At 68.0% G+C, this 14,142-nt stretch carries 10 protein-coding genes and 2 tRNA genes; 11 read left to right on the plus strand and 1 reads right to left on the minus strand.

Annotated features, from left to right (window positions below; genetic code table 11):
- The 9 genes from dnaA to ACQP2O_RS00045 all read left to right on the plus strand — a co-directional run bounded on the left by dnaA (position 1) and on the right by ACQP2O_RS00045 (position 12,351).
- On the plus strand, positions 1-1,848 hold the full coding sequence (gene dnaA, locus ACQP2O_RS00005; RefSeq protein WP_433178925.1) for a chromosomal replication initiator protein DnaA: 1,848 nt from the start codon (positions 1-3) through the stop codon (positions 1,846-1,848).
- 510 nt (positions 1,849-2,358) lie between these two features.
- Positions 2,359-3,480, plus strand: coding sequence for a DNA polymerase III subunit beta (dnaN, locus tag ACQP2O_RS00010; RefSeq protein WP_433178927.1), 1,122 nt, complete (start codon positions 2,359-2,361; stop codon positions 3,478-3,480).
- A 60-nt stretch (positions 3,481-3,540) separates the two neighbouring features.
- A complete protein-coding gene (gnd, locus tag ACQP2O_RS00015) occupies positions 3,541-4,458 on the plus strand; it encodes a phosphogluconate dehydrogenase (NAD(+)-dependent, decarboxylating) (protein ID WP_433178930.1) in 918 nt (305 codons plus the stop codon).
- 248 nt (positions 4,459-4,706) lie between these two features.
- A complete protein-coding gene (recF, locus tag ACQP2O_RS00020; RefSeq protein ID WP_433178933.1) occupies positions 4,707-5,831 on the plus strand; it encodes a DNA replication/repair protein RecF in 1,125 nt (374 codons plus the stop codon).
- Positions 5,821-6,336 carry a DUF721 domain-containing protein gene (locus ACQP2O_RS00025; protein ID WP_433178936.1) on the plus strand — a complete coding sequence of 172 codons (516 nt, stop codon included), beginning with the start codon at positions 5,821-5,823 and terminating at the stop codon, positions 6,334-6,336. Before recF ends, ACQP2O_RS00025 begins: the two co-directional genes overlap by 11 nt.
- A 295-nt stretch (positions 6,337-6,631) precedes the next feature.
- Positions 6,632-8,572 (plus strand): DNA topoisomerase (ATP-hydrolyzing) subunit B, encoded by a 1,941-nt coding sequence (gene gyrB, locus ACQP2O_RS00030; protein ID WP_433178939.1) that lies wholly within the window; start codon positions 6,632-6,634, stop codon positions 8,570-8,572.
- A 67-nt stretch (positions 8,573-8,639) separates the two neighbouring features.
- Positions 8,640-11,156, plus strand: coding sequence for a DNA gyrase subunit A (gyrA, locus tag ACQP2O_RS00035; RefSeq protein WP_433178942.1), 2,517 nt, complete (start codon positions 8,640-8,642; stop codon positions 11,154-11,156).
- Between the two features lie 37 nt (positions 11,157-11,193).
- Positions 11,194-12,162, plus strand: a complete 969-nt coding sequence (locus tag ACQP2O_RS00040; RefSeq protein WP_433178944.1) for a DUF3566 domain-containing protein — start codon at positions 11,194-11,196, stop codon at positions 12,160-12,162.
- 112 nt (positions 12,163-12,274) lie between these two features.
- Positions 12,275-12,351: transfer RNA gene (locus tag ACQP2O_RS00045), tRNA-Ile, on the plus strand.
- A gap of 360 nt (positions 12,352-12,711) precedes the next feature.
- On the opposite strand, the gene ACQP2O_RS00050 is transcribed toward ACQP2O_RS00045, so the two are convergent.
- Positions 12,712-12,996 carry a hypothetical protein gene (locus tag ACQP2O_RS00050; protein ID WP_433178946.1) on the minus strand — a complete coding sequence of 95 codons (285 nt, stop codon included), beginning with the start codon at positions 12,994-12,996 and terminating at the stop codon, positions 12,712-12,714.
- Between the two features lie 167 nt (positions 12,997-13,163).
- Between ACQP2O_RS00050 and ACQP2O_RS00055 the strand changes: the two genes are divergently transcribed.
- Positions 13,164-13,868: a hypothetical protein gene (locus ACQP2O_RS00055; RefSeq protein ID WP_433178948.1), complete on the plus strand. Its 705-nt coding sequence runs from the start codon at positions 13,164-13,166 to the stop codon at positions 13,866-13,868.
- Positions 13,869-13,916: 48 nt separating this feature from the next.
- Positions 13,917-13,992 (plus strand) — tRNA-Ile (locus ACQP2O_RS00060).
- The last annotated feature ends 150 nt before the right edge of the window (positions 13,993-14,142 follow it).

Below are 14,142 nucleotides of genomic sequence, written 5' to 3' on the forward strand. Positions count from 1 at the left end.
ATGGATGGGCTCGATCTTGCGCTCGTGTGGACGAGAGCGCTGGAGGCGCTCCCCACCGATCTGCCCCCGCAGCATCGCGCCTGGCTCTCCATGACCCGACCGCTCGCCCTGGTCGAGGACACCGCGCTCCTCGCGACGCCGAACGAGTTCGCCAAAGAGGTGCTGGAGAACCGCCTCCACCCGTTCATCACCGAGGTGCTGTCCGCCCAGCTCGGACGCGACATCCGGGTCGTGGTCACCGTGCAGCCGGACCCGGCGCCGCCCGCCGAGCGCCAGGTCCCGGCGGAGCCGGAGACCGATCACGAACAGTCCGCCCACGGCTCCGGCGGCTACCGCCTGGAGGGCCCGCGGTTCCCCGCCCCGCCGCACCGCGGCCCGTCCGCCGACCCCGGCCCCGGCTCGTACGGCGATCCGAACGCCGGCGGCCCGAACGTCGGGGGCTATGGGGAGCGCGGCCCCGCCCCGTACGGCGACCCGAACGCCGGCGGTCCGAACACCGGGGGTTACGGCGAGCCGGGCCCCGCTCCCTATAAGAACGACCAATACGGCGGCGGTGAGCGGTTCAGCGCCGAGCGGTACCGCGCCGAACACCCGTACGGCGGTGACCCCTATCGCGGCGAGGGCTACCGCGACCAGTACGGCGCGCCGTACCAGCAGGAGCCGCCGCGCCGCCTCGAGCAGCCGGGCATGCCGAGCGGCCCGGGGAACCAGCGGGATCCGTTCGTGCCGACGCCCGGCGCCGTGCCGGGCGGGGGCTGGCAGTCCCGCCCGCCCTCGGATTCGGGCGAGAAGGCGAGCACGGAGCCCGCGCGACTGAACCCGAAGTACACCTTCGACACGTTCGTCATCGGCTCGTCCAACCGGTTCGCGCACGCGGCGGCCGTGGCGGTCGCGGAGGCGCCGGCCAAGGCGTACAACCCGCTGTTCATCTACGGCGACTCCGGGCTCGGCAAGACGCACATGCTGCACGCCATCGGCCACTACGCGCAGAGCCTGTTCAACGGGGCCCGGGTGCGGTACGTGAGCTCGGAGGAGTTCACCAACGACTTCATCAACGCGATCCGCGACGGCAAGGCCGACAACTTCCGCCGCCGCTACCGGGATGTGGACATCCTCCTCGTCGACGACATCCAGTTCCTGGAGAACAAGGAGCAGACGCAGGAGGAGTTCTTCCACACCTTCAACACCCTCCACAACGCCAACAAGCAGATCGTGATCTCCAGCGACCGCGCGCCGAAGCAGTTGGTGACGCTGGAGGACCGGCTCCGTAACCGGTTCGAGTGGGGGCTGATCACGGACGTGCAGCCGCCCGAGTTGGAGACCCGCATCGCGATCCTGCGCAAGAAGGCGGTGCAGGAGGGCCTGGTCGCGCCGCCGGAGGTGCTGGAGTACATCGCCTCGAAGATCTCCACGAACATCCGCGAGCTGGAGGGCGCGCTGATCCGCGTCACGGCGTTCGCGAGCCTGAACCGCCAGTCGGTGGACCTGCAGCTCGCCGAGATCGTGCTGAAGGACCTCATCCCCAACGACAGCGGCCCGGAGATCACCGCAGCGACGATCATGGCGCAGACCGCGACGTACTTCGGGATCGACATGGAGCAGCTGTGCGGCCCGTCGCGCTCGCGGGTGCTCGTGACCGCCCGCCAGATCGCGATGTACCTGTGCCGGGAGCTGACGGACCTGTCGCTTCCGAAGATCGGGCAGCAGTTCGGCGGCCGGGACCACACGACGGTGATGCACGCCGAGAAGAAGATCCGCAAGCTGATGGCGGAGAAGCGGCCGATCTACAACCAGGTCACCGAGCTGACGAACCGCATCAAGCAGCAGGCCCGCAACGGCGGTGCGTGACGTGGCCTCCCCGAATCGGGCGGCCCAGGATCTGTCGGTGCGGGAGAGCAGGCTGTCCCCAGGGGCCGGTCCGTACGCGCCGGGTCGTCCACAGCGGTCCACAGACGTCCACAGGACATGCACAACGGTTATCCCGAAGTCGTGGATTACACAGGGTGGGGATAACTCTGTGGATGAATCACCGTGGACAACCCTGTGGAACGACGGGGAAAAACGGTGGACGACGTGGGGATGGACGGTGGACACCCGGTGGACAGATTCTCGTCATCCCCAGGCATCCACCGGATCCACAGGGTCGATACACACCGGGGGTGGATACTGAAACAGGGCCTGAGCTGCGAAGACTAGGCTTCTCCACAGTATCCACGGTCCCTATGACGATGACTCTCCTTGTATCTACAAAGAAAGAAAGTCAAAACGTAGAGGGGCATGCGGGCCCACCGGCCCGGCCCGTACGGTTTCTTAAGTTCCACCACACAAGGTGATCAAAACCTCAGGAGACGGTCCAAAGTGAAGTTCCGCATCGAGAGAGACGTTCTCGCCGACGCCGTTGCCTGGACCGCGCGCTCGTTGCCGGTCCGTCCTCCCGTCCCGGTGCTGGCCGGGATGCTCATCGAAGCCGGCGACCAGCTGAAGCTGTCGTCGTTCGACTACGAGGTCTCGGCGCAGGTGACGATGGACATCGACGCCGACGAGGCGGGCACCGCGCTCGTGTCGGGCCGGCTGCTGTCCGAGATCTGCCGCAGCCTCCCCGCCGCTCCCGTCGAGATCACCACCGACGGCGCCAAGGTGACGCTGAAGTGCGGGTCGGCGAAGTTCACACTGCTGACCATGCCTGTGGAGGACTACCCGAGCCTCCCGGAGATGCCTCCGGCCGCGGGCACGATCGGCAGCGACGCGTTCGCCGCGGCCGTCTCCCAGGTGGCGATCGCCGCGGGCCGGGACGACACCCTCCCGATGCTCACCGGCGTCCGCGTGGAGATCGAGGGCGACACCGTGACCCTCGCCTCCACCGACCGCTACCGTCTCGCGGTCCGTACGCTCCGCTGGCAGCCGGAGCAGCCCGACATCTCCGCGATCGCTCTCGTGCCCGCCAAGACGCTCTCCGACACCGCCAAGTCCCTCACGTCGGGCGCGGAGGTCTCGATCGCCCTGGCGGCCAAGGGCAGCGGCGAGGGCATGATCGGCTTCGAGGGCGGCGGCCGCCGTACAACGACGCGTCTGCTCGACGCGGAGTTCGTGAAGTACCAGTCGCTGTGGCCCAAGGAGACCTCCGCCGTGGCGGAGATCCAGACGGGTCCGTTCGCCGAGGCCGTGAAGCGCGTCGGCCTGGTCGCCGAGAAGAACACCCCCGTCCGCCTGTCGTTCCGGCAGGACGAGGTCGTGCTCGAGGCGGGCAGCGGCGACGATGCACAGGCTGTGGAAGTTCTCGGCGCGTCCCTCGACGGTCAGGACATCGACATCGCCTTCAACCCGAACTTCCTGCTCGACGGCCTCAGCGCCATCGGCTCGGACGTCGCCCGGCTGGCCATGACGACGTCGACGAAGCCCGCGGTGATCACCGGGAAGCCCGCCGACGAGGCCGACCCGGACTACCGCTACCTGATCATGCCGATCCGGCTGTCAAGCTGATTCTCCGGGGTAACTAGGCTCAGACGGACACGGCACGGAGCGCCATCTGAGGAGATGTTCATGGAACTGGGGATGATCGGGCTCGGCCGCATGGGCGGCAACATGGCCAAACGCATTCGGCAGGCCGGGCACACGGTCGTCGGCTACGACCGTGACCCGGCCGTCAGCGACGTCGGCTCCCTGGAGGAGCTGATCCAGCGGCTGAACGCGCCGCGGGCGGTGTGGGTCATGGTGCCCGCCGGCGACCCGACGCGGGCCACGGTCGACCGGCTCGGCGAGCTGCTGGACGCGGGCGACACCGTCGTCGACGGCGGCAACTCGCACTACCAGGACGACCAGAAGCACGCCGGGCTGCTGGCCGAGCACGGCATCGGCTTCGTCGACGCGGGCGTCAGCGGCGGCGTCTGGGGCCTGCAGAACGGCTACGCGCTGATGGTCGGCGGCGACGACGAGCACGTCAAACACCTCATGCCGATCTTCGAGGCGCTCAAGCCCGAGGGCGAGTTCGGGTTCGTCCACGCCGGCGCGGTCGGGGCCGGGCACTTCGCGAAGATGGTCCACAACGGCATCGAGTACGGCATGATGCAGGCCTTCGCGGAGGGCTGGGAGCTGCTCGAGGCCAGCGGCGTCGTCAACAACGTCCCCGAGACCTTCCGCAGCTGGCGCGAGGGCACGGTCATCCGGTCCTGGCTGCTCGACCTGGCCGACCGTGCGCTGGAAGAGGACCCGGAGCTGGCCCAGCTGAAGGGTTATGCACAGGACTCCGGCGAGGGCCGGTGGACGGTGCAGGCCGCGGTGGACCTCGCGGTGCCCCTGCCCGTCATCACCGCGTCCCTGTTCGCGCGGTTCGCCTCGCGGCAGGACGACTCCCCGGCCATGAAGATGATCGCGGCGCTGCGCAACCAGTTCGGCGGCCACGCTGTGGAGACGCTGAAGGGCGCCGACTCACCGGGCGCCGACGTCACCCCGCCGCAGTGATCGCTGGTGCGCCGGGACTGCGGCGCACTCGGTAATCCACAAGCTTGTGGAAAAGCGCGCCCGATCTGGGGACGAGTCGAGGGACGTCCGCCGCCTGCGGGCCCGGCTGTGTCTTTCCCGACCAACCGGCCCCGACCGACCTCCCGGACTCCCGGACTCATGGTCTCCACGGCCGCACCCGCCGCTCTGCGAAGGGCCGGTGTGCGGCCGGGCAGCGCGGATCGTCCACAGGCCCTACTCTCGTCTGGGTGTACGTCGCCCACCTCACGCTGCAGGACTTCCGGTCGTACGAGTCGGCGGAGATCGCCCTCGACCCCGGGATCAGCGCCTTCCTCGGCCCGAACGGCCAGGGGAAGACCAACCTCGTCGAGGCCATCGGGTACGTCGCACTGCACGGCAGCCACCGCGTGTCCACAGACGCGCCGCTGGTCCGGCACGGCGCGCAGCGGGCGATCGTGCGGGCCGGGATCGTCCGGGACGAGCGCAAGGCGCTGGTCGAGCTGGAGATCAACCCGGGGCGGGCCAACCGCGCCCGGCTGAACCGGTCGCCGGTGCAGCGGCCCCGTGAGGTCCTGGGAATGCTGCGGACCGTGCTCTTCGCCCCAGAGGACCTGGTCCTGGTGAAGGGCGACCCGGGGGAGCGCCGGCGGTTCCTCGACGAGTTGCTGACCGTCCGCGCCCCGCGGTTCGCGGGCGTCCGGTCCGACTACGACCGTGTCCTCAAGCAGCGCAACGCCCTGTTGAAATCCGCAGCCGCACACCGGCGGGCACCCGGTCCGGAGGTGCTGAGCACGCTCGATGTGTGGGACACCCACCTCGCCCGTACGGGGGCGGAGCTGCTCGGCGCCCGCCTGGAGCTGGTCGCCCTGCTCGAGCCGCTCGTCGCCAAGGCGTACGCCGCGCTTGCCCCTAGCGGGGCCGCCGTCCTCGAGTACCGCTCCTCTGTCGACATCACAGAGTTGTCCACAGACCGTGCACAGCTGGCCGAGGCTCTGTTGAAAGGCATGGCGGAGACGCGGCGCAACGAACTGGAGCGGGGCGTCAGCCTCGTCGGCCCGCACCGGGACGAGCTGTTGCTCAGGCTCGGTGACCTGCCGGCGCGCGGGTACGCCAGCCACGGCGAGTCCTGGTCGTTCGCGCTCGCGCTGCGCCTCGCGTCGTACGAGCTGCTGCGTTCCGACGGCGACGACCCGGTCCTGATCCTGGACGACGTGTTCGCCGAGCTCGACACCGGGCGGCGCAATCGCCTCGCCGAGCTGGTGGCCCAGGCCGAGCAGGTGCTGATCACCGCGGCGGTCCCCGAGGACGTACCCGAACGGCTGAGCGGCGCGGCGTACGAGGTCGCGAATGGGGAGGTCACACGTGTCCGATGACCAGGGCGATCCACAGCCTGTGGAAAAGCCGAAGTCGGGGATCGAGCTGGCCCGGGAGGCGCTCGCGCAGGCCAAGGCCGACGCGAAGCGGCGCGGTGCTCAGCCGGGGAAGGCCCGGAAGAAGCGGTCCCGGGGCGGCGGCCGAGAGCCGGGGCGCGGGGGCGATCCGACGGCCTTCGGCCCCGCCATCCGGGAGCTGCTCGCGGCCCGAGGCTGGGAGGAGCGCGTCGCGGTCGGCGGCGTGTTCGGCCGCTGGCCGGAGATCGTCGGGCCTGAGCTGGCCGAACACACCGAGCCGCAGACGTTCGAGGACGGGATCCTCGTCGTGGCCGCCGACTCGAACGCGTGGGCGGCGCAGCTGCGCCTCCTGGCCGCGACGCTGGTCAAGCGGCTCAATGAGGAGCTCGGCCACGGAAGCGTGCAGCGGGTCAAGGTCATCGGACCGTCGTCGGCGTCGCGCAGCCCGGGGCGGCTGCGGGTGACCGGCGGCCGCCGCCGTACGTGAGGAACCGTTTTCCACAGGGTGTGGGAGACGGGTTGCGCAAGTCCGCCTGATGCGTTTTCGTCGTCCGTAGGCGTCGTCACCCCCCTGGACCGGTAGGGGGACTTCCGGGCGACTCTGTTCGTGGCTTGTACGCCTTGAGAACGCCCTACATGGCCCAAGAAGGGGTCCGGGACGGATAGAATGGAGGCCGGATACAGGACACGATCGCCGTTGCGGGCCGCCCGTGGATCGGGCGCCCTGCTTGTGTGTTACGGGGTGCTGCGCGGCGCGTGTCCTCCGGCAGGAGGATCTCCACTTGGCGTACGACGCTAGCTCGATCACTGTCCTAGAAGGCCTCGAGGCGGTTCGCAAGCGCCCGGGCATGTACATCGGTTCTACGGGAGAGCGTGGTCTTCACCACCTGGTCTACGAGATCGTCGACAACTCCGTCGACGAGGCGCTGGCCGGATACGCCGACACCATCGAGGTGACGCTGCTGGCCGACGGCGGCGTCCGGGTCCAGGACAACGGCCGTGGCATTCCGGTCGGGGAGCACCCGGTGGAGAAGCGACCGGCCATCGAGCTGGTTCTCACCACGCTGCACGCCGGCGGCAAGTTCGACAGCAAGTCCTACGCCGTCTCCGGGGGTCTGCACGGCGTGGGCTCCGCGGTGGTGAACGCCCTGTCCACCCGGCTCGAGGCCGAGGTGCGGACCGACGGCCACGTCTGGCGGCAGTCCTACACCTGGCAGGGCGCCGAAGGGCCCCTGCAGAAGGGCGAGCCGACCGACGAGACCGGCACCGTCATCACCTTCTGGCCGGACGGGTCGATCTTCGAGACGCTCGACTGGAACTTCGAGACGCTCAGCCGCCGTATGCAGGAGATGGCCTTCCTCAACCGCGGGCTGACGATCACCCTGCGCGACGAGCGGCCGGACCACATCAACGGCGAGCCGCGTGTGGTCACGTACCACTACGAGGGCGGCATCGAGGACTTCGTCCGCTACATCAACGCCAAGAAGGAGTCCGTCCACAACTCGGTCATCGCGTTCAGCGAGGAGACCGAGGGCATGTCGGTCGAGGTCGCCATGCAGTGGAGCGGGTCCTACTCCGAGTCCGTCCACACCTTCGCCAACACCATCAACACGGCGGAGGGCGGCACGCACGAGGAGGGCTTCCGCGCGGCGCTGACCACCGTCGTCAACAAGTACGCGCGCGAGCAGAAGCTGCTGCGCGAGGGCAAGGACGACAACCTCGCCGGTGAGGACGTCCGCGAGGGCCTCACCGCGATCATCTCCATCAAGATGGCCGACCCGCAGTTCGAGGGCCAGACCAAGACCAAGCTCGGCAACACCGAGGCGCGGTCCTTCGTCCAGCGCGCGATGTACGAGAACCTGCGCGACTGGCTGGACGCCAACCCCGGTGAGGCCAAGGAGGTCATCAACAAGGCCACGCAGGCGGCCCGCGCCCGCATCGCCGCCCGACAGGCGCGCGACCTGACGCGGCGCAAGAGCCTGCTGGAGTCGACGTCGCTGCCGGGCAAGCTGTCGGACTGCCAGTCCACCGACCCGAGCAAGTGCGAGATCTACGTCGTGGAGGGCGACTCGGCGGGCGGCTCGGCCAAGGGTGGCCGTAACCCGCAGTACCAGGCGATCCTCCCGATCCGCGGCAAGATCCTCAACGTGGAGAAGGCCCGCATCGACCGGGTCCTGAAGAACAACGAGGTCCAGGCGATGATCACCGCCCTGGGCACCGGCATCCACGACGAGTTCGACATCGAGAAGCTGCGGTACCACAAGATCATCCTGATGGCCGACGCCGACGTCGACGGCCAGCACATCCGCACGCTGCTGCTGACCCTGCTGTTCCGCTTCATGAAGCCGCTCGTCGAGGCCGGCCACGTCTACCTCGCCCAGCCCCCGCTCTACAAGATCAAGTGGGACGCGCGGGGCAACGAGTCCGACTACGCCTACTCCGACCGCGAGCGCGACGCGGTCATCGAGGCGGGGATGGCCAACGGCAAGCGCGACCCCCGGCCGCGCGACGGCGTGCAGCGCTTCAAGGGTCTCGGCGAGATGAACGCCAGCGAGCTGTGGGACACCACCATGGACCCGGAGCACCGCATCCTCCTCCAGGTCACGCTCGACGACGCCGCCCAGGCCGACGAGCTGTTCACCGTTCTCATGGGTGAGGACGTCGAGGCGCGGCGCTCGTTCATCCAGCGCAACGCCAAGGACGTGCGCTTCCTCGACATCTAGCCAGTGCGCGGGCACCGGGGTTCCGGTGCCGCCCGGCCACTGACTCAACAGCGGAAGAGGTTTACAGGTGACGGACGTTACCTTGCCGCCGGAAGGCCCGGCAGACCGGATCGAGCCGGTCGACATCCAGGTCGAGATGCAGCGCAGCTATCTCGACTACGCGATGTCGGTCATCGTCGCGCGGGCGCTGCCCGAGGTGCGCGACGGTCTCAAGCCGGTGCACCGGCGCGTGCTCTACGCGATGTACGACGGCGGTTACCGTCCCGACCGCGGCTACTTCAAGTGCGCCCGCGTCGTCGGTGACGTCATGGGTAACTACCACCCCCACGGCGACAGCTCGATCTACGACACCGTCGTACGCCTGGCGCAGCCGTGGGCGATGCGCTACCCGCTCGTCGACGGCAACGGCAACTTCGGCTCCCCGGGCAACGACCCGGCCGCGGCCATGCGGTACACCGAGTGCCGGATGGCGCCGCTGGCCATGGAGATGCTGCGGGACATCGAGAAGGAGACCGTCGACTTCTCGCCGAACTACGACGGGCGCTCCCGGGAGCCCGACGTTCTGCCCAGCCGCTTCCCCAACCTGCTGGTCAACGGCTCGGCCGGGATCGCGGTCGGCATGGCCACCAACATCCCGCCGCACAACCTGCGCGAGGTCGCGGCCGGCGTCGAGTGGTACCTCGACAACTACGAGACGAGCGACGAGGAGCTCCTCGACGCGCTCATCGAGCGGATCAAGGGCCCGGACTTCCCCACCCACGGCCTCATCGTCGGCCGCCGGGGCATCGAGGAGGCCTACCGTACGGGCCGCGGCCTCATCACCATGCGCGCGGTCGTCGAGGTCGAGGAGATCCAGGGCCGCACCTGCCTCGTCGTCAGCGAGCTTCCGTACCAGGTCAACCCCGACAACCTCGCTCTGAAGATTGCGGAGCAGGTGAAGGAAGGGAAGATCAGCGGTGTCGCCGACGTACGGGACGAGACCTCCGGCCGTACCGGCCAGCGCCTCGTCATCGTCCTGAAGCGGGACGCGGTCGCCAAGGTCGTCCTCAACAACCTGTACAAGCACACGCAGCTGCAGGAGACCTTCGGCGCGAACATGCTCGCCCTCGTCGACGGCGTGCCCCGTACGCTCCGCCTCGACCAGTTCGTCCGCCACTGGGTCGACCACCAGATCGACGTCGTCATCCGGCGCACGCGCTTCCTGCTGCGCAAGGCCGAGGAGCGCGCCCACATCCTGCGCGGTCTGCTCAAGGCCCTCGACCGGATCGACGAGGTCATCGCGCTGATCCGGCGCTCGCCGTCCGCGGCCGAGGCGCAGACCGGCCTGATGCAGCTGCTGGAGATCGACGAGGTCCAGGCGCAGGCCATCCTCGACATGCAGCTGCGCAAGCTGGCCGCCCTGGAGCGTCAGCAGATCACCGATGAGTACGACAAGCTCATGGCGGAGATCGCCGACTACAACGACATCCTCGCCTCGCCGGAGCGGCAGCGCGCGATCGTCGGTGACGAGCTGAAGGCCATCGTCGACAAGTTCGGAGACGACCGCCGTACGCAGATCATCCCCTTCGAGGGCGATGTGTCGATGGAAGACCTCATCGCCGAAGAGGACGTCGTCGTCACCATCACCCGCGGCGGCTACGCCAAGCGCACCAAGACCGACATGTACCGCGCGCAGAAGCGCGGCGGCAAGGGCGTACGCGGCGCTCAGCTCAAACAGGACGACATCGTCGACCACTTCTTCGTGACGACGACCCATCATTGGATTCTGTTCTTCACCAATAAGGGTCGGGTATATCGGGCAAAAGCGTACGAACTGCCCGAGGCGGGCCGGGACAGCCGCGGTCAGCATGTGGCCAATCTGCTGGCCTTCCAGCCGGACGAGCGCATCGCCGAGGTCCTCGACCTGCGCGACTACGGCGTCTCCCCGTACCTCGTACTCGCCACCAAGCAGGGCCGCGTCAAGAAGACCGACCTGTCGGCGTACGACTCGCCGCGTTCCGCCGGCCTCATCGCCATCAACCTCGATGAGGGCGACGAGGTCATCGCCGCCCGCCTGGTCTCACCCGAGGACGACCTGCTCATGGTCAGCAGCGGTGCGCAGGCCATTCGCTTCCCCGCCCGCGACGACGTCCTGCGTCCGATGGGACGCGCCACCGCCGGTGTCATCGGCATGCGTTTCGACGATGGCCAGGAAGTCCTCGACATGCACGTCGTCCTCGAAGGCGAAGACGTCCTGGTCGCGACCGAGGGCGGATACGCCAAACGCACCCCCGCCGACCAATACCCGATCCACGGTCGTGGGGGAAAGGGCGTACTGACCGCTAAGATCGTGGAGAATCGCGGCAGGCTGGTCGGTGCCCTCATGGTCAGGCCCGAAGATGAGGTGTACGCCATCACTGCCAGCGGTGGCGTGATCCGTACGCGAGCGGCCGAGATCAAGCAGTCTGGGCGCTCCACGATGGGGGTACGCCTAATGAATCTCGCCGATGGGGACAGCGTGGTCGCCATCGCGAGGAACGTGGAGTCCATCGAGGACACCGACGCTGAGCCGGACACAGAGTCCGGGGAAGGGAGCGACGCGTGAGACGCCTGATGGCGCGTCGCCTCCCCGGGGAGGTTATATGACGGCCAACGCCGGAAAGGACGCCGACGGGAAGTCGGGGCGTTCCACCGGGGCAGGCGACAAGGGCGGTACGGGGAAGAAGACCAGCGCCGCGAACAAACCACCGGCCGATGAGGTCACGGTCAAGAAGACCGACGACAAGGAAAAGGGTGTCGAGTCGGCCGACAAGGCCGACAAGGCCGACAAGCCTGACAAGGCCGAGGACACCGTCGTCGACCTCGCGGCCAAGAAGGACGGCACCGAGGACACCGTCATGGACCTCAAACTGCCGTCCAAGAAACCCGACCCCACGGGCGACGCCGCCGGGAGTAAAGACCGGCTCGTCTCCCGTGGATCGGCGAGCGACGGGTCGGCCAAGGAAAAGTCGAACACCGGAGAACCAGGCTCCGCCTCGAGTAGGACGACGTCCATGGACATTCCAAAGACGAGTCCAGGCTTCGGCGGAACCGGCTCCACGGCCGGCTCCACGCCGTCGTACGGATCCGCCTCCACGTCGTACGGGTCCGGGTCCGGCTCCACGACGGCCATCGAGCCCGCCCGTCGGCCGGCGGGCAGCCCTCCGCCGCCCGACAAGGCGGTCGGCCGCAAGGCCCCGCGCAAGGCCCACCTCCAGGTCGCGCGGTTCGAGCCGTGGTCGGTGATGAAGTTCAGCTTCATCATGTCGCTGGTGTGCTTCCTCGTGCTGTTCGTCGCGGTCACCGTGCTCTACCTGATCCTGTCGGCGCTCGGCGTCTTCGACGCGCTCACGCACACGATCCAGGACCTCCAGGGCAAGACCAACGGCAAGGACAGCCTGAACCCCGCCAGTTGGTTCTCCGCGGCCCGCATCCTCGGCTACACCGCCCTGATCGGTACGCTCAACGTCCTCCTCATCACCGCACTCGCGACCGTCTGGTCGGTCATCTACAACATGGCCGCCGACCTCGTCGGAGGCGTGGAGGTCACGCTGAAGGAGGCCGACCAGTAATCCCGCGGCCGCCCCAGGACGGAAGACCGGATTCGATTTCCTGTTGGGGCCGACGATCGGGTACTGTTTCTCGACGTCGCCTCCTGGTCGTCCGAGCCGGGAGCAGCTGCACGGGCCTATAGCTCAGTCGGTTAGAGCGCATCCCTGATAAGGATGAGGCCGGTGGTTCAAGTCCACCTAGGCCCACCAGTCGGGCCATCGCGGTCGGCGCTTCGCGCCTTCCCCGGTGGCCCACAATGCTTTTCGGGGGGACGCCCCCCGAGCCCCCCGATGTGGGGGCTTCGCCCCCACGCCCCCTCTCGGGCTGGGGTTCAGCGAAAACCTACGCTCGGCTCCGGCGAGTAGCCGGAGCCTTTGTAGCGCTCGAAGGTTGCCGTCGTTGTTGCCCTTCCAAAGCTGGCGAACGTGGACAGCACGAGGTCCATCGCGGTGGCAGTGAGTCAATAGCGGCGACAAGCTCGCAAGGGACGGTCGCTGCGTGAGCCACCGGCTCCGGCACGCCGTACGGGCGGCCCAGCGCACAACGACTCACCGCAGAGGTGCGTGGCGCTAAGTCAGTCGCCCCTCTTCGTCGACGAGACCGACGGCGTACGCGAACCCCTCCAGGTACTCCCGATCCGACGGGCCTGTCTCAAGCGCCGCCAACGACGCCAGTTCGTCGACCAGGCGTTTCTTGTCCGCAGCGGCCAGCTGGTTGAGCAGATAGGCCGCACCCTCCATCTGCTCGAGTGCCGTGTCAGCATCCAGCACGGAGTCATCGCAGGTATCGAAGAACACGGCGTGCGCGACCACGATCTTGAGAAGCTGCCTGACGAGCTCTGGTGATTCGTTCACCGCAACATCCTCGTGGATGCCCATCGACGGTGAACGGCGGCCGAAGATCTTTCCACCGTCATCTGCTCCGGGTCGTTCTCGCGAGAGGGGCTCAGGGCCGCCGGCAGACGAGATGACCAGGCCGGGAGAACCCATCGCTTGCGCGAGTTGCTGCCATGATTCCGTCCATGTCCGAGAGCGATCTGGTCGCAAGACTCCGTCGGCGCGCCTATGACCCGGCCAGACGTCAGGATGACGTCTACGTCCCGTGTGAGTGGATCAGACAGCGGTACGGCGATGAGGCGGAACGCAAGATTCACGTGCGGGTGGGGAACGACGCAAAGTTGAAGGCCGGAGCGCCTGAAGCGGTCGAGTATTTCAAGGACGCTCCCCACGAGCCTCCCTGCCCGCCGGTAACGGTCCCGGAACTACTCGCAGCAGAGCAGCGAATAGGCCGCCGACTGCCCGACTTGCTCAGACGCCTCTACACCGAAGTGGCCAACGGAGGCTTCGGACCGACATACGGGATCTTGGGGATTACACCGAGCGGGCACCTTGCCTACAAGGACAACACCGCCGTTGAGGAGTACGTGGCGCATCCGGAACTCAACGATCCGTTGGGCTTCCCGCTGGTCTACAGCGGTTGCAACGTCTGGTGGTACGTGTCACTGACGCAGCCCGGGAACCCCGTGTACCTGTTCGATTGGGACGGCTGGGACTGGCCCGAGCGGGACTCGCCAATGGTTGCCGTGGACCAGGACCAGATCTGGCCCACCCTGGCCGAGTGGCTGGGGCAATGGGCAGACGGACACGACGTGTGGGAGCGGGACCCGTACATCGCCGCCCTGCTGAGGTCGGCGGATCACGACGACAGCAGCGACTTCCCAGACTGACAGCAACGGTGACAGCAACACGGGTAGACGTCGCCGGATGAACGCGGACCGGCGTGGACGGTCGACGTCGGCTGGAGCCTTATAAGGGTGAGGCCGGTGGTTCAAGTCCACCTAGGCCGGGCCACCGCGGTCGGCGCTTCGCGCCTTCCCCGGTGGCCCACAATGCTTTTCGGGGGGACGACGCCCGAGTCCCCGATGTGGGGGCTTCGCCCTCACTCCTATCCACGGCATGGGGTTCACGAGCGGTCATTTGCGATAACGCGGACGAGCAGGT

Origin of the sequence: Actinoallomurus sp. CA-150999 (assembly GCF_050942425.1) — a bacterium.
In the GTDB taxonomy this organism is placed as follows: Bacteria; Actinomycetota; Actinomycetes; order Streptosporangiales; family Streptosporangiaceae; genus Actinoallomurus.

Excerpts from the sequence above, each read along its gene's own strand:
- ACQP2O_RS00055 (WP_433178948.1), top strand. The coding sequence starts at position 13,164 with ATGTCCGAGAGCGATCTGGTCGCAAGACTCCGTCGGCGCGCCTATGAC.
- ACQP2O_RS00040 (WP_433178944.1), top strand. The coding sequence starts at position 11,194 with ATGACGGCCAACGCCGGAAAGGACGCCGACGGGAAGTCGGGGCGTTCC.
- gnd (WP_433178930.1), top strand. The coding sequence starts at position 3,541 with ATGGAACTGGGGATGATCGGGCTCGGCCGCATGGGCGGCAACATGGCC.
- dnaA (WP_433178925.1), top strand. The coding sequence starts at position 1 with ATGGATGGGCTCGATCTTGCGCTCGTGTGGACGAGAGCGCTGGAGGCG.